A 24,440-nucleotide genomic window follows, 5' to 3' on the forward strand; every position below is an offset into this window, starting at 1 on the left:
ATCTACTCCATAACATGATCAAAGCCTTGTTTTAAAACACTTCTTATATGATCATCATCTAAGGAATAATACACTACTTTACCATCTCTTCTAAACTTAACAAGCTTACTCTGCCTTAAAGTTTTCAGTTGGTGTGATATAGCTGATTGACTCATACTAAGCAAATTAGATATATCACATACGCACATTTCTTCTATGGAAAGAGCATAAAGAATTTTTAATCTTGTAGAATCTCCAAATATCTTAAAAAAATCTGCTAGTTGAAATAATATTTCCTCCTCAGGTAAATCGTTCTTAACATGTTGTAAAGCACCCTCATGTATACTATAACAACTACATATCTCCGTATTTTTATTATCCATATTTTTACCCCCTACTTATTATTTATGTTTCTATATATGTTCATATGTTCATATGTCAATATGATAATATCATAATTTTAATATCGTTGCAACATAAATATAAGAATATATTGTGACATAATGCATTGAGGAAAATCTGATTTTAATTCCGTAATAAATGTGTAATTGGGGACTGTTCACAATACGCCAAGAACTTCTAAATGTCTCACAGTTAAAGCCCCTAAAGCTTTCAAACTCGCTTCTTACATTGCTCAAATAATGAAAGCTTCTTAACGGGTCTTTAACTGTGAGACATAAGAAGTTCTAAGGCTAGTTCAATAGTCCCCAATTACACATTTATTACTACATTAAAATCAGATTTTTAGTTTAATATGTTTATGGTTGGAGAGAGAAGCCTACTAAAGGATGATTTTCCTCCACTATGTTACGGAAAATCTTTAATTAAATAAATGGGATAACAAAAAGCTATAACTGTTTTATTAAATGGAGTAGTTATAGCTTTTCTTTAAGGGCTTAAAAATTTTTTATTGGCGATAGCCAGCCTAAATACGTAGGCATGATTAGGATTTATATAAAAATATATAACTTTAATTGTTAGATAAATAAGAACTTGTAGATAAGTAATAAGTAATAGGTAATAGATAAGAAGTAATACCTTTTACCTGGTCTAAATTACAAATTCTGATTTGTACAAACAACTGCCTTACGGCAAAATGAATTGAATTTTAGTTATTATTTTATTTTAATAGGTACCATATAACTTTTCGAAAGGCTCCGCCTAAAAAATATTATGAGCGCCTTTCTATTTATAAATTAAAGATTTTCCATAGCGAAGCGGAGGAAAATTATCCTTTAGTCAGCTATATTCCTCCTCTGATAGCTTATGCATGAACCGAAAAATCTGTCTTTAAGGTAATAATAAATATATTTTCTTAGACTATTGAGCTAGCCTTAGAAATTCTTTGTTTTCAAATTTCAATACCCGTTAAGAAGCTTTCATGTTTGAGCGCCGTAAGAAGCGAGTTTGAAAGCTTTAGGGTATTGAAATTTGAAAACATTAGAATTTCTTGGCGTATTGCGAACAGTCTAGAAAATATATTTATTGTGGACTTAAAGACAGATTTTTCTTATTGCACTTGCTTCACAATATTGTTATGTTGTGTGTTATAATTTATGTAGAAGTATATTATAGATTGGAGTGAGAATCATGAGTGAAAACTATAAATTTTTCCAACACAAAAACTGCGAATACTTCCCTTGTCATAAAGTTAAAGATTCTTCCACTTTTAACTGCTTATTTTGTTTTTGCCCACTATATGGCTTAGGAGATAAATGCGGTGGAAACTTTAAATATACAGATAATGGTATAAAAGATTGCACCAATTGCTTAATTCCTCATTCTAAGAATGGTTATGAGTATATAATGTCTAAAATGCCTGAAGTTATGAAACTAGCTTCAACTAATAGAAATAAAAAAGAAGATTAAAATTTTACTGATTTACAATAGTAAAAGCATATGTTGAATCCAAAGTATTCAGTGTTCAACGTATGCTTTTATTATATTTAAATATATTACTCAAACCTGTCGTCAGAGTATTGCTTTCTATATTTATTCATTATATCCCTAAATATCTGTGCTGTGGACGGTGGTGTCACAGTTATGGCATTAGCCCCTGCATCTATAGCTCTCTTTATACTCTCTTCATTAGGTCCACCTGTAGCTATTATAGGAATTTCCTTAAACTGTTCCCTTATTTTCTTTACTATCATAGGAGTTCTATCTGCTCCACTTACATTTATTATATTAGCCCCCGCTTCTATACGTGACCTAATATCCTCATATTCTGAAACCACTGTTACTACTATAGGAATATCTATGGTTTCTCTCATATTTCTTATAACTTCATTAGGTGTAGGATTATTAACTACTACTCCCATAGCCCCTTTAAATTCAGCATCCAGTGCTAAGTTCACCACTCTTTTGCCTGTAGTTATGCCTCCTCCCACTCCACAGAAAATAGGTATATCTGAAGATATAACTAACGCTTGAGTTATAATGGGTTGAGGAGTAAATGGATATACTGCAATAACAGCATCTGCATTAGTATTCCTTATTATAGCAACATCAGTTGAGAAAATAAACGATTTCAATCTTTTCCCAAATACCTTTATTCCGCTAGCATCCCTTATAACTGGTGGCAATTCTATAATATGATTTCTTAGAGCCCCTTTAACTTCTGGAACGAACTTTGCCAAGTTTCTCCCCTCCTTCTGCCTTATTTTTTTCAACATACAAATATTCTCTTTAAGTTTGCTTATTCCTTTATTTTTTATCTAGTATTCAATAATTTACACTAAAAATGAATTAAAATCAATAATTTAACTAATAATATTATTATAGTTTTTTTCATGCTTCATGGCAGTTAAAAAATCACAATAAAAGGAGATAAATTATGTCTGAAAATCATAATAAAACGAATAAAAAAGTAGCCGAAGATATAGAAAATGCTTTTAAAGAACATAAAAATAGTGAAACCTCTGTAAGTGGATTTAAGGAAAGGGATTTAGAACCTTCAAGAAAAAATTTAAAAAGATAAAACTATTTACTTGTGAACTACCGCAGAGACAAGCATCGGTAGCTTTTTTGTAGAAAGTTTCCTTTTTAAGTTTCCTCTAACATGGTTAGATAGCCTTATTTCTAATTTATGAGCCATATCGAATGGCTCATAAATTATGTCTTTACATCCTTCAACACAAGCAAGGAATCCAAGATATACATGCATTTATAATTTTTCTATATACTCTAAGTATCGTTTACTAGAATTTAGTATGTGGCTTCTACCTTCATTTATTTCTTTTACCAGCTTTTTAGTTTCAGCCCAAGCTAACTTGTATTCCCCTTCTGTTACATCTCCCTTTTTTAATGCTTCTTCCAATTCATCTCCGTCTAAAATTACCAATTCACCCCTAGGAAGTACCACTATATCCAAATATAAATCATCAAAATAAGGTATTCCTTTTCTATTTATTCTAGGTTCTCTACATATATCAAAATACCACTGTATGATTTCTTTTTTATCATTTACCATAGTTGTAAGTGCATAGTTTTTTCCTTCTGGAAACTGCTGCATCCATAAATAACCCTTATCTGCTAAAAGCAATTGTCTTCCTAGGACTTCCTTTTTTAAAGGATCTGTAACCTCATCTATGTATATTGCAGAAATATATCCTTTAAAATCTTCATTATCTATGTATGTTAATTTAAATCTCTTTTTTAGAACTCTTATCCAATTCTCTTTATCTGCAAACTTTCTCTTCATAAACAACCACCTAACCCTTTATTAACCCTATTATTTACTTATATTATACCATTAACTCTTACTAGTTATAATTATTTATATATTTTTTTAAATATATTTACATTAATCTCATTGTAAAATTATATATTTATAAAGAAATTTAAGTTATTTATAAATAATTCAAATTTCGCAGTTATAAAATAAAAATGTTAAAATATTTAAATTAATCACGGTTTCCTATTATTATCTTGTAAAATAGATTTATATCTACATTTTATAGACTTTGACTTTCTTTGACCTTTGTTGTATTATATATTTGTAATAAAGATTAAATATTTTTAGGAGGTTGTTATTTATGTTTGATTTAGTTCCTTTTAGAAGAAACAATATAATGAAAAGAGATGATTATTTCAACAAATTCTTTGACAACTTCTTTAAAGATGATTTCTTTAGCTCTAATGAACTAATGGGAAATTCTTTTAGAGTTGATGTTAAAGAAACAGATACTGATTATATGATCGAGGCTGAATTACCAGGTATAAACAAAGAATCTATAAATGTAGAATACACTAACAATTATCTAACAATTTCTGCTAAAAAAGAAGATAAGATAGAAGATACCACTTCAAATTACGTAAGGAGAGAAATTTCCTACGGTGAATTTAAGAGAAGTTTCTATGTGGATAATGTAAATGATACAGATATAAAAGCAGAATTCTCAAATGGAATATTAAAAATAAATCTTCCTAAAAAAGAAGTAGGTAAAACTGATACTAAAAAAATAGAAATTCAATAATAACTAAAAACTTCATCCCCCAATTAAATCAAATGCTTGAAGTTAAATTTAAAAATTCAAAGAGAGATAAGGACTTTAATCTTATGAAGTCCTTATCTCTCTTTACTTATATTTATCATATATTATCATAGAATCTAAATTAGGTACATGAAAAGAAATAACAAGTGAAAAATGCTAGTATATTTTGTGTCAGACAAAGAAGCAGGTTCCATACTCTGGACCCTAGCCCTCTAATATACACCCATTTTCCTAAATTTCTTATATCTACCTTCTAAAAGTTCTTCTGTAGACAACTTCCTTAGCACCTTTAGAATTTCTAATAAATTATTTTTAATATCTAAAGCAACATCTTCAACAGCTTCATGTGCTCCACCTTCTGGTTCTTTTATTATCTTATCTATTATTCCTAAACTTACAAGATCTTCTGCTGTTATTTTCATAATGTTGGCAGCTTCTTTTGCTCTAGAAGAATCCTTCCACAGTATAGTTGCAAGTCCTTCTGGGGACAATATAGAATATATGGAGTTCTCAAGCATCCACACCTGATCACCTACTGCTAGTGCAAGTGCTCCTCCGCTGCCACCTTCACCAATAACTATAGATATAATTGGTGTTTTTAATTTAGACATTTCCAGTAAATTTCTAGCTATAGCCTCTCCTTGACCTCTCTCCTCTGCTCCTACACCACAAAAAGCACCTGGAGTATCTACAAAGCAAATTACAGGTCTTTTAAATTTTTCTGCCTGCTTCATAAGTCTTAAAGCCTTTCTGTATCCTTCTGGATTTGCCATGCCAAAATTTCTCTTTATATTTTCCTTAGTATTTTTTCCTTTCTGCTGTGCTATTATGGTAACTGGAATATCCTCAAGTTCACCAATACCGCCTAATATACAACTATCATCTCCAAAATACCTATCTCCATGAAACTCTATAAAAGAATTAAATATTATATCTATATAATCAAGAGCAGTGGGTCTTTCCACCATTCTCGCTATTTTCAGCTTTTCCCAAGGAGTTAAATTGCTCATTTTTTCACCTCCACAGCTATTTATGCATCCTAAGAATTTGTCCTAAAGTTCTTTTTAATTCTGTCCTGCTAACTATTTTGTCTATAAATCCTTTTTCTAGTAAAAATTCCGCAGTTTGAAATTCCTTAGGTAAGGTTTGATTTATGGTTTGCTGAATTACTCTCTTTCCTGCAAAGCCTATTAAGGCTCCTGGTTCTGCAAGAATTATATCTCCAAGCATAGCAAAACTAGCTGTTACTCCACCTGTAGTGGGATCCGTAAGTACCGTTATATATAAAAGCCCTTCATCACTATGTTTTCCCAGAGCGCTACTAGTTTTAGCCATCTGCATAAGTGATATCATTCCCTCCTGCATTCTAGCTCCCCCTGAAGTAGTAAAAATTATTATAGGGAGTCTTTCCTGCGTTGCTCTTTCTATAGCTCTAGTAATTTTTTCACCTACTACAGCTCCCATGCTTCCCATCATAAAATTACTATCCATAACTGCAATTACAGCTTTATATCCATGAATCCTACAAGTTCCAGTAACCACTGCATCCTTTTCTCCAGATTTCTTACCTTCCTTTTCTAGTTTGTCATAGTACTGGGGAAAATTAAGTATATTTTTACTTTCTATATTTGCATCCATTTCCATAAAAGTGCCTTCATCACAAATTAACTTTATTCTTTCTCTAGCACTTAATCTAAAATTATAGTTGCAATTTGTACATATATTTAAATTTCTTTCCACATCTTCTTTGTATATAATGTTTCCACAGCTCTCACATTTTATCCACATTCCATCAGGTATACTAGGTTTTTTATCAACATTATCCACAATGTTTTTCTCTTCTACTTGAATATATTTATCTTTTTTTAAAAGCTTTCTAAATTTAAACATAGGTCTTTACCTACCTTACTTTAAAAATTGACTTTCTATAAAGCCTGTGTGGAAATCTCCAGACACAAATTTCTCATTATTTAATATGTCAAATTGAAAATCTATATTTGTGTCTACTCCTTCTATTATAAATTCTCCAAGAGCCCTTCGCATCCTCATTATAGCTTCATCTCTGGTTTCTCCATAAACTATTAGCTTTCCAATCATGGAATCATAGTTTGGAGGAATTTTATAACCTTGATATACTGCCGAATCAAGTCTTACTCCTAATCCTCCAGGTACATAAAGATACTCTATTTCTCCTGGACAAGGCATAAAACCCTTATTAGGATTTTCTGCATTTATTCTACATTCTATAGCATGACCTTTTATTTTTATATCTTCTTGCTTTAAAGATAGCTTTTCTCCACTGGCTATTTTTATTTGCATTTTGATAAGATCTACTCCTGTTACCATTTCAGTTATGGGATGTTCTACTTGTATTCTAGTATTCATCTCCATGAAGTAAAAATTTTCTCTACTGTCTACTAAAAATTCAATGGTACCAGCATTACTATATCCCGCAGCTTTAGCTGCTCTAACAGCTACTTCACCCATTTTATTTCTAAGCTTTTCATCTAGTACAGTAGATGGTGCTTCTTCTAGTACCTTTTGATTTCTTCTCTGAAGTGAGCAATCTCTTTCCCCTAAATGAATTATATTTCCATACTTATCTGCTAATATTTGAAACTCTATATGCCTAGGTTTTTCTATGAACTTTTCAATATACATGCTGTCATCTCCAAAGGCTGCCTTAGCTTCACTTTTAGCACTTCTAAAGGAATTTAAGAATTCTTCTTCTTCCCTCACTATTCTTATTCCTCTTCCTCCACCACCTGCAGATGCCTTTATCATTACAGGGAAACCTATATCTTTAGCAATGTAACGTCCTTCTTCTTCATTGCGTACAGCACCTTCTGAACCTCTTATAACCGGGACCTGCGCCTCTTTCATAATTTCTTTTGCCTTTGATTTATTTCCCAATTTTTCTATTACATCAGAATCAGGTCCTATAAATACTATGTTGCAATCTTTGCACATGTGAGCAAACTTGCTATTTTCTGATAAAAATCCAAAGCCCGGATGTATAGCTTCTGCTCCTGTAAGCACTGTAGCACTTATTATGTTTTCCATATTTAAATAACTATCTTTAGATTTAGCTCCGCCTATACAAACTCCTTCATCAGCTAGCTGAACATGAAGAGCATCCTTGTCAGCTTCTGAATAAACTGCTACAGTCTCTATACCCATTTCTCTACAAGCTCTTATTATTCTAACTGCAATTTCTCCTCTATTTGCAATTAATATCTTACTGAACAATTAAATCACCTCGCCGTTTTTACCCTATAGCAAAAGTAAGCTCGCCTTCAGCTGCCTTTTGTCCATTTACTGTAGCTACTGCTTTTCCTACTCCCATAGGACCTTTTCTTTTTATTATTTCCACTTCTAACTTAAGTACGTCTCCTGGTATTACTTTTCTTCTAAATCTAGCCTTATTTATTCCACCAAAATATCCTATCTTGCCTTTATATTCTTCTAAGCTTAAAAGGGCTACTGCTCCAACCTGAGCCAATGCTTCTATTATTAAAACTCCTGGCATAACAGGTTCACCTGGAAAATGGCCTTGAAAAAAATATTCATTCATGGTGACATTTTTATATCCTACTGCTTTAACTCCTGGTTCCAATTCTTCTATTTTATCCACTAATAAAACTGGATATCTATGAGGTATTATTTCCATTATTTCTTTTATATTAAGACTTCTGCTCATATCCTCCATAAATTATTACCTCCAAACAATATATTTAATGAATTAATTTAATTCCACTTTGGCACTATAAAATTATATTGTATTTACTTTATTCATCTCAATGTAGAACTTGAAAATTTTGTGAGAAAGTTGAGAATTTAATACTTTGAATCCTCAATCCTTAAAGTATCCCTTAGGACTGAGGATATTATATTATCTTTTTTTTATTTTAAAAAGTGGCTGACCATACTCCACCATATCTTCATTTTTCACAAGTATATCTACTATTTCACCATCTACTTCTGCTTCTATATCATTCATAAGCTTCATGGCCTCTATTATGCATAATGTTGTTCCCTTATTAACTACCGAACCTATATTTACAAAGTCATCCTTGTCTGGAGATGGTGCTGCATAGAAAGTACCAACTATAGGTGATTTAACGATTTCTATATTTTTATCCTCCTGAATATCTGAGGCTTGTTTTTCTGTTTCTCTTTGAACTTCTCTTTCTAAAGCAACTTCCTTTTTAAAAGAGTTTTCTTCTCTTTTAGCTGCTGCTACATTATCAGATACTTCTTTAGAATTATTTCCTTCTACTAATATCTTCTCTTCTTTGCCCATTTTTAGATGTATTCCATCTATCTCTATTTCAAAAGAAGTAAGCTTTGACTCGCTAACAGTATTTATCAAATCACATATTTCTTTGTAATTCATACTATCTGTCATCCCATTTCTTTATTATTATAGTTGCATTATGACCTCCAAATCCAAGTGAATTGGATAATGCATAAGTTATATCTTGTTTTCTTCCCACATTAGGAACGTAATCAAGATCACATTCTTCATCTTTTACCTTATAGCCAACAGTTGGAGGTATAAATCCCTCTTGTAGAGCCCTTATACAAATTATAGCTTCTACGGCTCCTGCAGCTCCTAAAAGGTGTCCTGTCATGGATTTTGTTGAACTTACAGGTATTTTATAAGCCCTCTCCCCAAATACATTCTTTATAGCTGCTGTTTCAAATTTATCATTATATGGTGTACTTGTTCCATGAGCATTTATATAATCTATATCCTCTTCTTTTATTCCTGCGTCTTCGATAGCAAGCTTCATAGCCCTAGCTCCGCCTTCTCCATCTGGTGCTGGTGAAGTTATATGATATGCATCACAAGTCATACTATAACCTTTCATTTCAGCATATATTTTAGCTCCTCTTTTTTTAGCATGCTCTAGTGATTCTAGCACAACAATTCCAGCTCCTTCACCAATTACAAAACCATCTCTCTCCTTATCAAAAGGAATAGATGCTCTCTTAGGATCTTCACTTTTACTTAAAGCAGTAAGCGAAGCAAAACCTGCCACTGTAAGCGGCGTTATGGATCCTTCACTTCCCCCTGCTATTACTACATCCGCATAACCATGTTCTATAAGTCTGAAAGCATCTCCTATGGCATTAGTACCTGTGGCACAAGCTGTAACTACAGTAGTACATGGACCTTTAGCTCCAAATTTTATAGCTATGTTTCCTGCAGCCATATTTCCTATTAACATAGGTATCATAAAAGGTGAAACCCTAGAAGGTCCTTTTTCCAAGAGTTTTTTGTGCTCTCCTTCTAATGTAAGTATTCCACCCACTCCTGAGCCTACTAAAACTCCGAATCTTTCTTTATTTATTTTTTCCAAATCTAATTTTGAATCCTTTACTGCCTCTTCTGCAGCTACCATGGCTAGCTGACAATATCTATCCATTCTCTTAGCTTCTCTTCTATCCATGTAATCTTTAGGATCAAAATCTTTAACTTCTGCTGCAACCTTTACCTTTTGATCACTAGCATCAAATCCTTTTATAAAATCTATCCCTGTCACTCCATTTTTTATATTATTCCAAAATGTATCTACATCATTACCTACAGGAGTAATTGCACCTACTCCCGTAACAACAACTGCTCTCTTCATAATTTATCATCCCTCTATTCTTGATTCTCAATTCTACATTCTTAATTTGTGAAAATTCCCTGATCTATTTTAATACTACTTTCCCTATATCAATTGTCTATTGTGAATTCTACATAACCATTCCGCCATCTACATTTATAACCTGGCCTGTTATATACTTTGCCTCATCACCAGCTAAAAATGTCACTGCATTAGCTACATCCTCTGGATTTCCTAATCTCTTTAGTGGAATAGTATTTATAGCTCCTTCTTTAACCTTTTCAGATAATACTGCTGTCATATCTGTACTTATAAATCCTGGAGCCACTGCGTTTACATTTATTCCTCTTGAAGCTAATTCTTTAGCAGCGGATTTAGTCATACCTATAATTCCTGCTTTAGCTGCCGCATAGTTTATTTGTCCTGCATTTCCTACAAGCCCAACTACAGAAGATATGTTTACTATTTTTCCACTTCTTTGCTTCATCATTATCTTGCTAACATGTTTTAAGCAATTAAAAGCTCCCTTAAGATTTACTTCTATTACTTTATCAAATTCCTCTTCCTTCATTCTAAGTATTAAAGTATCCTTAGTTATTCCTGCATTATTTACAAGAATATCTACTGAACCTAATTTTTCAAAGGCTTTATTTATCATACTCTCTGCCTCTGAAAAAATACTTACATCTCCCTCTATAGCTAATGCCTTTACTCCCTTAGCTTCTATCTCTTTTACTAGTTCTTCGGCCTTTTCTTTATTACTTCTATAATTTATAACTATATTAGCTCCTTTTTCAGCCAGCTTTAAAGCTATTGCTCTTCCTATTCCTCTGCTAGCTCCCGTTACTATAGCATTCTTACCTTTTAACACATAATCCTCTCCTTTACCAAGTTATTCTTGAAAAAACTTATTCAAGGCTATGTCGGCTCCCATCTACCTAGATTTTTAACACTGTCACGCTAGGGATAAAACCTAATTTTTTAAAACACTTATGGCTTTTTCTAGTGAATCTAAATCCTCTATATTTAACACTTTTAGCTTTCTATCTATCTTTTTTACAAAACCACTTAAAACTTTTCCTGGACCTATTTCTACAAATGTATCCACTCCAGCTTCTATCATTTTATTAATAGTATGCTCCCACATTACGGAAGACATTACTTGATTTTTTAAGTTTTCCTTTATTTCCTTGCATTGAATATAGTCTCCTGTAACATTAGTTATAAGAGGTATTTGTAATTCCTTTATGTGCACATGTTCCAATTCTTTATATAAGTTTTTTGCAGCCTCCTTTAACATGGATGTGTGAAAAGGGCCACTCACATCTAAAAGTACAGCTCTTTTAGCTCCTTTTTCTTTCAATATATTTACAGCCAGCTCTACAGCCCTTATTTCCCCGGCAATTACTATTTGCCCTGGACAGTTATAATTAGCCACTTCCACTATTCCTTCTTTTGAAGCTTCCTTACAACACTCTTTAACCATATCTTTATCTAATCCCATAATAGCTGCCATGGTGCCTACTCCCTGCGGCACAGCTTCTTGCATTAATCTTCCTCTTTTTTTTACAAGTTTTACTGCATCCTCAAATTCCATTGCTCCGCTGGAAACTAGTGCTGAGTATTCTCCCAAGCTTAATCCTGCAACTATATCTGGCTTAATTCCCTTGTCCTCTACAACCCTTAATGCTGCTATGCTTGTAGTCAATATAGCAGGTTGAGTATTTTCGGTTTTATCTAATTCTTCTTTGGAACCCTGAAAGCATATACTACTTATGCTAAATCCTAAAGCTTCATCAGCCTTTTTAAATACATCTCTAGAAACATCTATATTTAGTGCTAATTCTTTTCCCATACCCACATATTGGGCCCCCTGCCCTGAGAACAAAAATGCTATTTTGCCCATATTTAATCCTCCTAAAGTGTTCCTTTGCATAATCAAACAACCTATAAAACTATCTTTTTACCATACGCTCTATTATTTTTTCTGCATCATTAAACATTTCTTGAACAATCTCCTTACAACTTCCTCTTTTACATATAAGACCTGCTATTTGACCAGCCATAACTGATCCGCCTACCATATCGCCCTCACGAGCAGCTTTTCTCAATGCTCCTGCTCCTAATTTTTCAATTTCCTCTAAGGCTGCATTTTCTTTTTCTAAAGCTGTATATTTTCTTGATAGCTGATTTCTAAGAACCCTAACTGGATGACCTGTACTTCTTCCAGTTACTACTGAATCTATATCCTTAGCTGCTATTACTTTTTCCTTATAGTTTTCATGCACGGTACATTCGTCTGCTACCAAAAATCTAGTTCCCACTTGTACACCTTCTGCTCCTAGCATAAAAGCTGCTGCCAATCCTCTTCCATCTCCAATACCACCAGCACCTATCACTGGTATATTAACTGAATCTACCACTTGTGGAAGTAGAGCCATAGTAGTTAGCTCACCTATGTGTCCGCCAGCTTCACATCCCTCAGCTATTATAGCGTCTGCCCCTGCTTTTTCCATTCTTTTAGCTAAAGCAGTAGATGCCACTACTGGTATTACCTTTATATCATGCTGTTTCCACATATCCATATACTTGCCTGGATTACCTGCCCCTGTAGTTACAACCTTTACTCCTTCTTCGCAAACCAACTGAGCTATTTCATCTGCATTTTCGCTTAAAAGCATTATATTAACTCCAAAAGGCTTATTTGTAAGCTTTTTTGCCATTCTTATTTCTTCTCTTACATAATCAGTTGGAGCATTTCCTGCTGCTATTATTCCAAGACCTCCTGCATTAGCTACTGCTGCTGCTAAAGTTCCATCTGCAATCCATGCCATAGCCCCCTGAATTATTGGATACTTAACATTTATAATTTCGCAAAATTTTGTATGAAACATCATAACACCTCTATATTTTCTGCTATAATATATTTGAACTATAATACCTAAACTTTTTTTATTTTATATTTGGGGAAATCTCTTTTGGTTTCCCTCCTTTTTTATATAGTTTATTAATTGCTGTAAATATATCAAGCGGAATAGTTGTTACTACTTTATAATCTTATATAAATGCCAGCAATACTATTCCGTCTTGAATTTTTACTTTTCTATTTTTAACTCTACGTATTTAACTATGTCGCCTACTGTTTTCATATTTTCAATGTCTTCATTTGGTATCTCAATGTTAAATTCATCCTCCAAAGACATAACTATTTCGAATATTTCTAATGAATCTACTCCTAAATCATCTGTGAAAGTTGAATTTAATTGTACTTCATCTTCTTCTATTGATAATTGTTCTGCTATTATTTTTTTTATCTTTTCAAAAGCCATTTTTACTCCTCCTAAAATAATGAAATATTTTTATATGTTTTAAAACTATACCACTTTTATAAATTTTCATTTTCTATATTGCAATGTCATAACTTGCAAATTCTTTATTACAGCTAGTCATTAGTAAAACTTACCATTGTATAAGACTATAACCCCAAGTAAGTCCTCCTCCAAAGGCTACAAGTATAATCTTATCACCCTTTTTTAAAAGACCATCCTTATTCATTTCGTCTAGTGCTATTGGGACACTGGCACCAGAAGTATTTCCATACTTATTTAAATTGATATAAAACTTACTTTCATCTACTTCTAATTTTTTAGCTGCAAAATCTATTATCCTTAAATTTGCTTGATGAGGAACTATATATTTTATCTCCTCAATACTACACCCAGTATTCTTAAGTGCTTCCTTTACACTATCTACTATGGTAGTAACTGCAAATTTAAATATATCTTTTCCATTCATTCCTATTTTTAAACTACCTTGCATCTCTTTATCTAAAGTTTTCTTCTCTACATATGGATTTTCCACAAAAGCTGTTTTACAAGTTAAAGATGACCATTTATCCCCTTGTGCTCCTAACTTTATATCTAGTATTCCTTCCTTGTCACTGCAAGAAAGCACTGCAGCTCCAGCTCCATCTCCAAATAACACACAAGTACTTCTATCCTTCCAATCCAATATTTTAGATAGTACTTCTGCTCCTATAATCAGTGCTTTTTTACATCTTCCACTTTTCATGAAATTCTTAGCTATCTCCATAGTATAAATAAATCCTGAGCAAGCTGCAGATATATCAAAGCACACTGCATTGTTTACTCCTATTTTACTTTGAACCACACAAGCAGTAGATGGTACAAAATAATCTGGTGAAGTGGTAGCTACTATCATCAAATCAATATCCTCAGCACTTATATTTGCATCCTTCATAGCCTCAATAGCTGCTTTAGCTGCTAAGTCTGAAGTATTTTCTTCTTTAGTTATCCTTCTTTCCTTTATTCCGGTTCTACTGCATATCCACTCATGGTTAGTGTCCATTATTTTTGATAAGTCATCATTACTTACAATTAATTCAGGAAGGTAACTTCCTGTACCTATAATCTCTATACCATTCATTTTTATACCTCTTATCTAAAGATATTTTCCTATTACAACTCTCTAACTATTTTTTCGCTTACTTCTAGTAGCTTTCCTACTAGAAACACTACTTATGAAGATGATACTTTTCTTTAAAGAAATTATTTAATTTATCTAAAGATTTTATTAGTATACCTTCTTCTTCTTTTGTTAATCCCTCTATAGTAGCTTTAACCATATCAGAATGAAATTTTTCATGTACCCTATAGGCTAATTTACCTTTTCTTGTTAAAGCTATCTGCACTACTCTTCTGTCCATTTCATCTCTTTTTCTTTCTACATAACCCTTTTTAACTAAATTGTTTATAGCCGTAGTAAGAGTTCCTACTGTTATGTCTAATGCCTTAGCTACTTCAGTCATAGTCTTAGTCTCATACATACCAATAGCTTCTATAGTGTGTATTTCTGTAATAGATAACTCACTAAAGGCCCCTTCTTTTAATGCTTTTTGTTCTATTTCCAATATATCGTTAAAAGTTTCTACTAGAAGTTCATTTAAAATGTTGTACGCTTCCTTCATCTTTATCACCACCATTAATTTTGACCATCAAATATTTTGATAATCAAAGTATATATGAATTAGGTTTTTATGTCAATAAATTTTTTGATTATTCTTCTAATTTTACCCAAAACACTTTAAAATTAATTCTTTGTTCACAAATAAAAGGCCGTATAACTCTAGACCCACTTTCTAAAGCCACACAGCCTCCTCAAAACTTTTATTATTTACTTTCCTACCTATCACCACTAAACCTCTAGCAAACTATCCCTCTAATTTACTTCCTATCACTCTAGCCCTCTGACACCCTAGCCCACTAAATAAGTCCTCTCTCCACTATATCTGTCACAGCAAATGTAGCTACATCATCTGCATATTTTCCTGGTCCAAAACCCGCATCATATCCTAATTCTTTAGCTAATTCATGAGTTATTCTTGGTCCTCCACATATCAAAACTATCTTATCCCTTAAACCTTCTGCCTCTAAAAGTTCTACAAGATTTGTTAAATTTTGAATGTGTATATTTTTCTGTGTTACTGTTTGAGATACCAAAAGTACATCTGCTTTTATTTCTATAGCTTTCTTTATGAAATCTTCATTTTCCACTTGACTTCCTAAATTATGTGCTTCTATCATCTGGTATCTTTCAAGTCCATAGTGTCCTGCATATCCCTTCATGTTCATTACCGCGTCTATTCCAACGGTATGAGCATCTGTACCAGTGCTAGCACCTAATATTACTATCTTCCTCTTTATATGCTCTCTTATATAATCATCCACTTCTTTCATGGACATGGTATCCACTTCTACTGATTGAACGTGGATAGCTTCATAATCTATAGTTTCAACACAACTGCCATAAGCTACAAAAAAGGTGAAGTTTTTATCTAAAGGCTTGTGATGAACTATAGAAGGCTCTAACAACCCCATTTTTTTAACTAATTGTTTTGCTGTCTCTACAGCTTTATCTCCATCTGGTACTGGTAAAGTAAAGCTTAATTGCACTTTACCATCATTCATAGTATCTCCATATGGCTTAACCTTTGTTAGATCCAGTGTCTTGTCAAAATCCTTTTTGTCTGTTGAGTATAATCCTGCACTCATTATTTTTCACCTCCAAGCATTAGGTCAATAAATGGATTAAAGTACTTGGAATCTTTCTCCACAACCCCTTCGCGGCCTTTTCCACCATCTATAGGCCTCTTTATGTTAGCAAATTTACCTTTTTCTATAGTTGTAAATAATCCTTCTTTTTCTATATCCCTTAAAAGAGTATATGCATTGTTTAGAACCTCGTCTGCTCTCTTTTGAATCATTCCGCCATCCTTAAAGGTAATTTCATTTCCAAAGTCCTTCATGTTATTAAATATATATCTTGCATTTTCAATAGATAGTGCTCTGTCCGACATAAATGGAGTGTGAATTGCTTCTGTTAACATTCCAAGCAAGTGAATCTTTTGTCCTGTCATTATAGTTACCATATTAAATAACGCATCCTGAACTTGACCCTTAAATATATCTCCTGTCATAAATTTAGTTGGAGGCATATACTTTAAAGGTGCTTTAGGGAATATTTCTCTTGCCATTTGTGCTTGAGCTAATTCATATAAAAAACCATTCTCTAATTCTGGATCCATTTCAAAAGCATGACCTAAGCCTTGTTGCTCTTCTGGTAGTCCTGCCATTAAAGCAAATTGCTCATTTATTAATTGAGAAGCTAGCACTGTATGAGCTTCCTCTACAGCATCTGAAGTAGTTAAGTAGTTGTCTTCTCCTGTATTTATAATTACCCCTGCATATCCATTTATAGCTCTTGAGAAAAATTGATCTACTAGAGTTCTCTTCATATTTATATCTCTAAACAAAATTCCGTATAAAGCATCATTAAGCATTACATCAAGTCTTTCAAGAGCTCCCATAGCCGCTATTTCTGGCATGCAAAGTCCTGAACAGTAATTACAAAGTCTTATATATCTATGAAGTTCTTCTCCAACTTCATCTAAAGCCTTTCTCATAAGTCTAAAGTTTTCTTGAGTAGCTACAGTTCCTCCAAAACCTTCAGTGGTTTCACCATATGGTACATAATCAAGAAGACTTTGACCTGTAGTTCTTATAACAGCAATAACATCCGCACCTTGTCTTGCTGCAGCCACTGCTTGTGTTATATCTTCATGTATATTACCTGTAGCAACTATTAAATATAAATAAGGTCCTTGTTTATCGCCAAATTCTTCAAGCTTTGCTTCCCTTTTATTTCTATTTTCTTTTATTTTCTTTACGTATTTTTTAGCTTCAGAAATTACTGCCATCTTTATTTCAAATTCATCATTCATAGGAAGCTTAGTTAAATCTAATTCTCCTTTAGATACTTTCTGAGCTATTTCTTGGGGTGTCAGCTTAGTTTCAACCATAGCATTTCCTATAAAGTTGGCAGCTCCTAATGAAAGTCCATTTCCTTTTTTAATATTATCCACTACTACATTTGGAAGTGGCACATTTAATTCATCTACTCCGTCTATTCCTAGAAGTCTGCACACAGTTCTCTCTACAGCTATTGTTGTATGTCTATCTATAAAATTTTGGGTGTCCTTGGCTATGTTTCTAGCACATTCTCTAGCTTTATTTACAACTTCCCAGTTTAAATTTAATTTACTTTCCATGGTCATCCCCCTTTGCATAAAATTCTTTTATGATGTCCACTATACCCTCTTCGATTCCAAGAAGCGTAGCTATATTTAAGGCATCCTTAGGCACTTTATTTTTTCTAGATACCCTCTCCAATCTATAGTCCATATGCTCTTGAATTATCTCTACAGATGCCCTTTTATTTAAATCTATTTTTCTTTTCAAAATTTCAAAATTAACATTTTTAAGTCCCACAACTTGGTAGTGAACCATTCCCTTTTCAACTACCCCATCATAGTGAGTAGATATTAATGTTACTGAATTAAATTTATTTAAATATCTGCATAGAGCTTTTACAAGATAACACCCTTCTTTGGGATTTGTACCCCTTGCAAACTCATCCAAAACAATAAATCCCTGCCATCTCTTAGCGCATTCCATAACAGAATTAAGTTTAATTATCTCCGCACCAAAAGTACTTAATCCCTTAGATATAGATTGCATATCATCTGATATAAATCCTATAAAGTCAATGTTTGGAATAATAGCCTCTTCACAAAATACAAAAAAACCCATATTGCCTAAAAAAACATTCAAAACAGCTGTTTTCAATGTTACACTCTTTCCCCCCATATTTGCTCCAGTTATAATGGATACCCCTTCCCTTAAATCTACACTTATAGGGGTAAACTCCTTGCCTTTTCTTTCTAGTAATTCTTCTATTTGAGGGTTTACTGCATTTTTTAAGCATATTCGCATATCATCACATATACATGGTTTTATTCCTCTATATTTTATTGACATTTTCCCCTTAGCCATCAATAAATCTAGTGCTCCAATAATGTGAATATCCTTATCTAGCTTTTCCGTATATGAAGCTAATTTTTTTGTTAATTCCTTTCTTATTTTAAATTCTTCCTTATCCTCTAAAACTACATAATTCAGACGTTCTTCTTTCAATATTTTTATTTTTTCTTCGTCCATCTCTATTAATATTCGCTCTTCTAAAGCTCTTTTCTTTTCTCTTATTTCTTTTAAATTATAAGAATACGCATCATAAATGTAAAAAGTAGGCATTTTTTTATTTTCCGGATCTAGTAATTTAAACGCATCATTTAATTCCTCTAAACAAAGCTCAGATATATCTAAATGTAAATTATTCATAGCATCTATAATTTCATTAACTAAACTGCAAAAACTTTTAATTTCAAAGAGTTCCACATCATCTAGAGCATTTAGTTCTTTACATCTTTTTATAGAATTTCTTATGTCCTTTACCTTACAAAAGGCGCATTCAATTTTTCCGTATTCAAACTCATGCTCTTTTAAGCTATTAGTTACTTTTTCCAAATTACCTAATTCATGTATAAGCTTATCTTTATCTTTTCTAAGGAAAGGTTTTAAATTCTTCTTTTTATCTCTTCCATAACAAGTCATTACATTTAGCTCATCCATTATAAATTCAAATCCCACTTGAGCCTTTTGATTTTCATCTAAAAATCTCATTTAATCGCCTCCCATTACGTCTATTACTGGTATACTTACTTTCCTTCTTATTTTTTCTATAAATTCCTCTCTAGGAAATTCATATCCATAAGGAGACGTAGGGTTTACAGTTACACATATTACATTTATAGTGTTTATACCTTTTATTTTTCCCCCTAGTTTTTTAAATTTATGTAGAGTATCTTTTTTTATAAATATTTTCGTACCATCCTCTACCAATATAGTTTTATCTTTAATTTTATCTGGATATTTACAAATATCCTCTAAAAATTTATCTGAAAGAATTCCCTTTACTACAATATATTTTGAATTTCCCCCTAATTTGTCTATCAGCAACTTAGCTCCTTCTAAAGCCATTAAAACATCTATATTTTCTATACTTCCATCCCCATTTATTATTCCCAACTTATAATTTTCATATATTAAATTTGCCTTTTTCTTTATCTCTTCATCTTTTATGCCCTCTATTGATAAATTTTTCAGTGTGCTCACCGTACTGTCCACTACTTTGTTCATGTCTCTATCTAATGCTGCTCCTGTAGACAATATGGCAGCTTCCGTAATTATAGGACATGCACTACTTTTTCTGCTTATCGCACCATCTACTAAAACAATCTTACAGCCAAATTCTAAAAGTTTATGACATACGTATGATATATATACATTTATTGAAGGCCCTCCCAATTCTATATATCCGTCACTTAACGCTCTAACTATTATAACCTCTCCCATGGGCGTACTTATGCCCGTGGTATAAATTATTTCCCTTGTTATATCCCCATTTGATAGACACTGTTTTGCCGTGGCAATCAATGTGCCTTTTTCTACATATATTTTAGGCTTTTCCGTACTTGTAACCCTATCTACTTCTTCTCCATCTCTTCCTATGGAAGTAAGTCCAAGGGAGATCTTCCCCCTTGAACTATTTATTAAATGATTTAATACAGTAGTTTTGCCTACATTTTTATCCATACCTATTATGGATAAACTGTTGTATTTATCTACAACATCTAGTAGACTAATCTTCATTATGTTTCCCTCTTAAATTTCTCTCAAGTCCTACAGGTTCCAATGACATTTTTTCGTCTTTTATAAGTGAAGCAACGCCTATAAGTTTATCTTTTCTCTTTTTCTCACACACTTCACAATGACATTCTGAATGATAGTTTTGTGGTTCCTTGTAGGTAGTTATAACACCTTCAAAATTTCTAAGAATAACTCTATTTTCTCCTTGAGATACTACGTAGTTTGGCATTACAGGTATTTTACCACCACCACCAGGAGCATCTACTACAAAAGTAGGAACGCAGAAGCCTGATGTATGTCCTCTTAAACCTTCCATTATCTCTATGCCCTTAGCCACTGAAGTCCTAAAATGTTCAAGACCCATGGATAAGTCACATTGATAAATATAGTAAGGTCTTACTCTTATTTTTACCAGTTCATGAACTAGCTCTCTCATTACATGCACGCAATCGTTTACGCCTTTTAATAGAACTGATTGATTTCCAAGAGGCACCCCTGCATCTGCAAGTTTTGCACAAGCTCTTTTTGAATCCTCTGTTATTTCATTTGGATGGTTAAAATGAGTATTTAACCAAACCGGATGATATTTTTTAAGCATATTTACAAGATCGTCTGTAATCCTCATAGGAAGAACTACAGGTGCTCTTGAACCTATTCTTACTATTTCCACGTGAGGTATTGCTCTTAATTTCTTTATTATGTATTCCAAAACATCATCAGAAACTAAAAGAGCATCTCCACCGGATAATAAAACATCTCTTACAGAAGGTGTATTGGCTATATATTCTATAGCTTTATCTATTTGCTCCATTGGAAGAGATTTATCATTATGCCCTGCAAATCTTCTTCTTGTACAATGTCTACAATACATAGAACATTGGTCAGTTATTAAAAAAAGTACTCTGTCTGGATATCTATGTGTTATACCAGGCACTGGTGAATCTGTGTCTTCATGTAACGGGTCAAGTAAATCAGCCTCTGATTTATGCACTTCTAAAGCTGTTGGAATTGCTTCTTTTCTTATAGGGTCAAAAGGATCATTAATGTCAATTAAGGATAGGTAATATGGAGTTATTGCCATTCTTAAAGTGTTTGTACAAGTTCTTACTCCTTCCTCTTCTTCTGCAGTAAGAGGTATATATTTCTTAAGTTCCTCAACGTCTTCTATTCTATTCTTAACTTGCCACTTCCAGTCATACCATTCCTGGTCACTTACATTCGGAAATAATTCCTGCCTTCGATTTACCTTCAAGATAATTCCCCCCATTTATTACTTTATTACTTTTTTGCAACATTCCCCGTTTTTATGATTAGTTATAAAATATCCCTCTTGCCTAGGAAACTAGCTAATATTTTAGATATATCTTTCTTCAAATATTTTTCTTAAAGTTTCACTTTCTCTTAATTCTTGTAATGTTATCTCTGCATGATCTTTAGTATATCCATTTCCTACTATCATGGTAACGTCTTTTCCTACACCTTCTGCTCCAAGTGCCGCTTTTGTAAAGCTTGTAGCCATTGAGAAAAAGTAAACTACCCCATTATCTCTAACTGGTAATATACAGGACATTTCAGTGTTTGGTATATTTACACAGCTTATAGATATATCTACTTCTTTTCCTTTGTTAGCTTCCAACGTTTTATTTAAAACAGCCATTGGTTCTTGTGCACTAGTTACTATAGCTTTATGGCAGAATCCCCATTTTATTAGATTATCAGCTTGTGCTTGTTTTCTTACCATAGCTATTACATTACCAGTTGGTCCAACTCTCTTTTTAGCTTCATAGCAACAAAGCATGCCTGATTTTCCAGCAGCTCCTAATACTAAAACACTATCTCCTGGTTTAACTAATTTTGCAGTTTGAGCTGGTGCTCCTGCTACGTCTAATGCAGCAAGTGCAAGGTTTTCTGGCATATCATCTGGAAGTTTTGCATATATTCCACTTTCAAACAATATTGCTTGGCCTTTTATGTCCACTCTATCTATTTCTGGTTTAACATCCAATATCTCTTCTATTTTTAAAGGTGTTAGTGATAGTGAAACTAGAGAAGCTATTTTATCCCCAACTTTTAAATCTCTGTCTTTTAAATCTTCTCCTATTTTAGCAACTGTTCCTATAAACATTCCGCCTGATCCAGTTACAGGGTTTTGCTGTTTTCCTCTTTCACCTACTATTTCCATTATTTTTGCTTTGATTTTTTCTATGTTTCCGCCTGCTTCTTCTTCAATTTGCGTAAAGCTTGCTGAGTCTATGTTTAACGATTGGACGTCTACCAATATTTCATTGCTATATATTTCCATATTATTGTCGATTTTATAAGCCGCTTGAGTTAACACTCCTTGTGGCTCAAGTACTCTGTGAGAACCGTATTTACATCCTTTTTTCATAATAAATCCCCCTTTATTTTTTTAATCCTAATATTTCTCTTGCCTCATTTGGTGTAGCTATTTCTCTTCCAAATTCTTTAGCAAGTCTAACTGCTTTTTCTACAAGTTCTGCATTAGATTTAGCAAGTACTCCCTTTGATAAATAAATATTATCCTCATATCCAACTCTTACATGACCACCCATTAATATAGCCATAACTGCCATAGGAAATTGATTTCTACCTATGCCAGACACTGTAAATGTAGATCCTTCTGGTATACTGCCTGCCATAAATACAAGATCTCTTGGTTCTGCACTTATGCCCCCATTAACTCCCATAACAAAATTAAAATGCATTGGAGTCTTTATATATCCTTTTTTGCAAAGTCTTTTAGCCATGTCTATCATGCCTTTATCAAAAACCTCTACCTCTGGTTTTATTCCTAGAGCTATCATTTTTTCACCAAATTCTTTTATAGTGTTTTCAGTATTTACAAATATATCGTCTCCACCAAAATTACATGTACCACAATCTAATGTAGCCATTTCTGGATTTAACTCTGTAGGTTGAAGTCTTTCAGCATTTGTCATGCCTACAGCTCCTCCAGTAGATGGCTGTACAATTACATCTGGGCATCTTTTCTTAATTTCATCTATGCATGCTTTAAATCTTTCTTTTGATTGAGTTGGTGTGCCGTCATCCTCTCTAACATGCAAATGTATTATACTTGCTCCTGCTTTATAAGCCTTTTCCGCTTCATCTCCTATTTCCTGCACAGTATAAGGTACTGCAGGATTGTGTTCCTTTGTGACTTCTGCCCCGCATATAGCTGCCGTTATTATAAGTTTTTCCAATGTATACACCCCCAAATTAGTGGGCTAGTGGCTAGTGGGCCAGTTGGCTAGTATAAAGCTTAACCTTCTAGCTAATTACTACACTGGTATACTAGCTTACTAGCATATTATTATATTATTTTTTTACTTTCTTTGTTTGTCTTTTGGAACTACACAAGTTCCGCTAGCTTTACATACCACTATAGGCTCTTCTAGAACCTCTGCTGCTGAATCATTTAAATCTGTTCTTGGTATTATAACCTTTCTTGCTTCAAAAACCATTTTCCTTGATGTGTTTCCCTCACTTACTATTTCTCCCTCTGCTTCTATATAGTCTCCTGCATAAACTGGTGCTAAAAATTCTACACTGTCGTAAGCTCTAAATAACCCTTCGTCTCCATCATGTCTTATTAAAAGTTCTGTAGCCACATCTCCGAAAAGCTGCAACATTCTTGCTCCATCTACTAGATTTCCACCATAGTGAGCATCATGACTGCTCATTCTCATTCTTATTAAAGCTTTCATTTACATACCCCCAACAAACATTTTATTAGCACTAAAAATATAAAGAGCTATTTATGCAATGAAAAGATTTATTATATCCCTTTCATTACATAAATAGCTCTTCACAACAAAGGTCATGACAATTAAAAAGTATTTACACTTCTTAACCAAAGGTATACTCAAGAACAAATAAACCCTTTCGGCAGGTAAACCCTTCACTCTTAACTTTGGAGGTTCTTCTCCTTAACATTTAAAAATTACCGTAAACCCGCTCCTCTATTTATGTACATTTTTTAAGTTTGTTTTTTAATTCACAATATTATTATAATATTACTACTTCCGCTAGTCAATATATTTTTCAGAAAATTAAAATGTTTGCTATTATTTAGAAAACATTAACTATTAAATAAAACAAGGGATATAAGCACATGTATTATACTTATATCCCATATTTATATATCACTATAATTATTTATTTTAGGCACATTCAAATAAATAATAATTCAGTATGCTAGT

At 32.9% G+C, this 24,440-nt stretch carries 26 protein-coding genes and 1 riboswitch; of the genes, 3 read left to right on the forward strand and 23 right to left on the reverse strand.

The genetic code is table 11. The features are described 5' to 3' along the window. Positions 1-2: 2 nt before the first annotated feature. A complete protein-coding gene (locus tag CC89_RS13640) occupies positions 3-362 on the reverse strand; it encodes an ArsR/SmtB family transcription factor (protein WP_035292976.1) in 360 nt (119 codons plus the stop codon). Positions 363-1,569: 1,207 nt separating this feature from the next. Between CC89_RS13640 and CC89_RS13645 the strand changes: the two genes are divergently transcribed. Then, positions 1,570-1,848: a cysteine-rich small domain-containing protein gene (locus CC89_RS13645; protein WP_035292978.1), complete on the forward strand. Its 279-nt coding sequence runs from the start codon at positions 1,570-1,572 to the stop codon at positions 1,846-1,848. 86 nt (positions 1,849-1,934) lie between these two features. On the opposite strand, the gene CC89_RS13650 is transcribed toward CC89_RS13645, so the two are convergent. Further along, positions 1,935-2,654, reverse strand: coding sequence for a hydrolase (locus CC89_RS13650; RefSeq protein ID WP_051931783.1), 720 nt, complete (start codon positions 2,652-2,654; stop codon positions 1,935-1,937). A gap of 161 nt (positions 2,655-2,815) precedes the next feature. Here CC89_RS13650 and CC89_RS20615 point away from each other — a divergent pair, with 161 nt between their 5' ends. Continuing rightward, the gene (locus tag CC89_RS20615; protein WP_185750761.1) at positions 2,816-2,959 is read left to right on the forward strand and encodes a hypothetical protein; all 144 of its coding nucleotides are present in this window, start codon (positions 2,816-2,818) and stop codon (positions 2,957-2,959) included. Positions 2,960-3,145: 186 nt separating this feature from the next. Here CC89_RS20615 and CC89_RS13660 read toward each other — a convergent pair whose 3' ends face one another. Next, a complete protein-coding gene (locus CC89_RS13660; protein WP_035292985.1) occupies positions 3,146-3,682 on the reverse strand; it encodes a ribonuclease FAU-1 family protein in 537 nt (178 codons plus the stop codon). A 334-nt stretch (positions 3,683-4,016) separates the two neighbouring features. Between CC89_RS13660 and hsp18 the strand changes: the two genes are divergently transcribed. Then, the gene (gene hsp18 / locus CC89_RS13665; protein ID WP_035292987.1) at positions 4,017-4,457 is read left to right on the forward strand and encodes a heat shock protein Hsp18; all 441 of its coding nucleotides are present in this window, start codon (positions 4,017-4,019) and stop codon (positions 4,455-4,457) included. Positions 4,458-4,687: 230 nt separating this feature from the next. On the opposite strand, the gene CC89_RS13670 is transcribed toward hsp18, so the two are convergent. The 20 genes from CC89_RS13670 to kal all read right to left on the reverse strand — a co-directional run bounded on the left by CC89_RS13670 (position 4,688) and on the right by kal (position 23,945). Then, positions 4,688-5,485 (reverse strand): acetyl-CoA carboxylase carboxyltransferase subunit alpha, encoded by a 798-nt coding sequence (locus tag CC89_RS13670; RefSeq protein WP_035292990.1) that lies wholly within the window; start codon positions 5,483-5,485, stop codon positions 4,688-4,690. 16 nt (positions 5,486-5,501) lie between these two features. Further along, complete coding sequence (gene accD / locus CC89_RS13675; protein ID WP_035292993.1) at positions 5,502-6,365, reverse strand: acetyl-CoA carboxylase, carboxyltransferase subunit beta; 864 nt, start codon at positions 6,363-6,365, stop codon at positions 5,502-5,504. Positions 6,366-6,380: 15 nt separating this feature from the next. Continuing rightward, a complete protein-coding gene (locus tag CC89_RS13680) occupies positions 6,381-7,724 on the reverse strand; it encodes an acetyl-CoA carboxylase biotin carboxylase subunit (protein ID WP_035292995.1) in 1,344 nt (447 codons plus the stop codon). A 19-nt stretch (positions 7,725-7,743) separates the two neighbouring features. Beyond that, a complete protein-coding gene (gene fabZ, locus CC89_RS13685; protein ID WP_035293646.1) occupies positions 7,744-8,175 on the reverse strand; it encodes a 3-hydroxyacyl-ACP dehydratase FabZ in 432 nt (143 codons plus the stop codon). 192 nt (positions 8,176-8,367) lie between these two features. Next, positions 8,368-8,871: an acetyl-CoA carboxylase biotin carboxyl carrier protein gene (accB, locus tag CC89_RS13690; RefSeq protein ID WP_035293647.1), complete on the reverse strand. Its 504-nt coding sequence runs from the start codon at positions 8,869-8,871 to the stop codon at positions 8,368-8,370. A 1-nt stretch (position 8,872) separates the two neighbouring features. Further along, the gene (fabF, locus tag CC89_RS13695; protein ID WP_035292997.1) at positions 8,873-10,114 is read right to left on the reverse strand and encodes a beta-ketoacyl-ACP synthase II; all 1,242 of its coding nucleotides are present in this window, start codon (positions 10,112-10,114) and stop codon (positions 8,873-8,875) included. 109 nt (positions 10,115-10,223) lie between these two features. Next, positions 10,224-10,964: a 3-oxoacyl-[acyl-carrier-protein] reductase gene (fabG, locus tag CC89_RS13700; RefSeq protein ID WP_035293000.1), complete on the reverse strand. Its 741-nt coding sequence runs from the start codon at positions 10,962-10,964 to the stop codon at positions 10,224-10,226. 102 nt (positions 10,965-11,066) lie between these two features. After that, complete coding sequence (fabD, locus tag CC89_RS13705; RefSeq protein WP_035293001.1) at positions 11,067-11,999, reverse strand: ACP S-malonyltransferase; 933 nt, start codon at positions 11,997-11,999, stop codon at positions 11,067-11,069. Positions 12,000-12,048: 49 nt separating this feature from the next. Then, on the reverse strand, positions 12,049-12,987 hold the full coding sequence (gene fabK / locus CC89_RS13710; protein WP_035293002.1) for an enoyl-[acyl-carrier-protein] reductase FabK: 939 nt from the start codon (positions 12,985-12,987) through the stop codon (positions 12,049-12,051). A gap of 201 nt (positions 12,988-13,188) precedes the next feature. Beyond that, positions 13,189-13,422 (reverse strand): acyl carrier protein, encoded by a 234-nt coding sequence (gene acpP, locus CC89_RS13715; protein ID WP_035293004.1) that lies wholly within the window; start codon positions 13,420-13,422, stop codon positions 13,189-13,191. Between the two features lie 130 nt (positions 13,423-13,552). After that, positions 13,553-14,539 (reverse strand): beta-ketoacyl-ACP synthase III, encoded by a 987-nt coding sequence (locus CC89_RS13720; RefSeq protein WP_035293005.1) that lies wholly within the window; start codon positions 14,537-14,539, stop codon positions 13,553-13,555. A gap of 88 nt (positions 14,540-14,627) precedes the next feature. After that, positions 14,628-15,080 (reverse strand): MarR family winged helix-turn-helix transcriptional regulator, encoded by a 453-nt coding sequence (locus CC89_RS13725; RefSeq protein WP_035293007.1) that lies wholly within the window; start codon positions 15,078-15,080, stop codon positions 14,628-14,630. 295 nt (positions 15,081-15,375) lie between these two features. After that, positions 15,376-16,164, reverse strand: coding sequence for a lysine 5,6-aminomutase subunit beta (gene kamE / locus CC89_RS13730; RefSeq protein ID WP_035293008.1), 789 nt, complete (start codon positions 16,162-16,164; stop codon positions 15,376-15,378). Further along, positions 16,164-17,720: a lysine 5,6-aminomutase subunit alpha gene (gene kamD / locus CC89_RS13735; RefSeq protein WP_035293010.1), complete on the reverse strand. Its 1,557-nt coding sequence runs from the start codon at positions 17,718-17,720 to the stop codon at positions 16,164-16,166. Before kamD ends, kamE begins: the two co-directional genes overlap by 1 nt. Continuing rightward, positions 17,710-19,191, reverse strand: a complete 1,482-nt coding sequence (gene kamC / locus CC89_RS13740; RefSeq protein ID WP_035293012.1) for a lysine 5,6-aminomutase reactivase ATPase KamC — start codon at positions 19,189-19,191, stop codon at positions 17,710-17,712. Before kamC ends, kamD begins: the two co-directional genes overlap by 11 nt. Continuing rightward, positions 19,192-20,220 carry a lysine 5,6-aminomutase reactivase subunit KamB gene (gene kamB / locus CC89_RS13745; protein ID WP_035293014.1) on the reverse strand — a complete coding sequence of 343 codons (1,029 nt, stop codon included), beginning with the start codon at positions 20,218-20,220 and terminating at the stop codon, positions 19,192-19,194. Beyond that, positions 20,210-21,469 carry a lysine 2,3-aminomutase gene (kamA, locus tag CC89_RS13750; protein ID WP_286161356.1) on the reverse strand — a complete coding sequence of 420 codons (1,260 nt, stop codon included), beginning with the start codon at positions 21,467-21,469 and terminating at the stop codon, positions 20,210-20,212. Before kamA ends, kamB begins: the two co-directional genes overlap by 11 nt. A 102-nt stretch (positions 21,470-21,571) precedes the next feature. Then, positions 21,572-22,606, reverse strand: coding sequence for an L-erythro-3,5-diaminohexanoate dehydrogenase (gene kdd / locus CC89_RS13755; protein WP_035293016.1), 1,035 nt, complete (start codon positions 22,604-22,606; stop codon positions 21,572-21,574). A 13-nt stretch (positions 22,607-22,619) separates the two neighbouring features. Further along, complete coding sequence (gene kce, locus CC89_RS13760) at positions 22,620-23,441, reverse strand: 3-keto-5-aminohexanoate cleavage enzyme (protein ID WP_035293018.1); 822 nt, start codon at positions 23,439-23,441, stop codon at positions 22,620-22,622. A 123-nt stretch (positions 23,442-23,564) separates the two neighbouring features. Continuing rightward, a complete protein-coding gene (gene kal, locus CC89_RS13765) occupies positions 23,565-23,945 on the reverse strand; it encodes a 3-aminobutyryl-CoA ammonia lyase (RefSeq protein WP_035293020.1) in 381 nt (126 codons plus the stop codon). 86 nt (positions 23,946-24,031) lie between these two features. Continuing rightward, positions 24,032-24,211, reverse strand: a riboswitch (Lysine riboswitch). Between the last annotated feature and the right edge of the window lie 229 nt (positions 24,212-24,440).

Origin of the sequence: Clostridium sp. KNHs214 (genome assembly GCF_000744935.1) — a bacterium.
Taxonomy (GTDB): domain Bacteria; phylum Bacillota; class Clostridia; order Clostridiales; family Clostridiaceae; genus Haloimpatiens.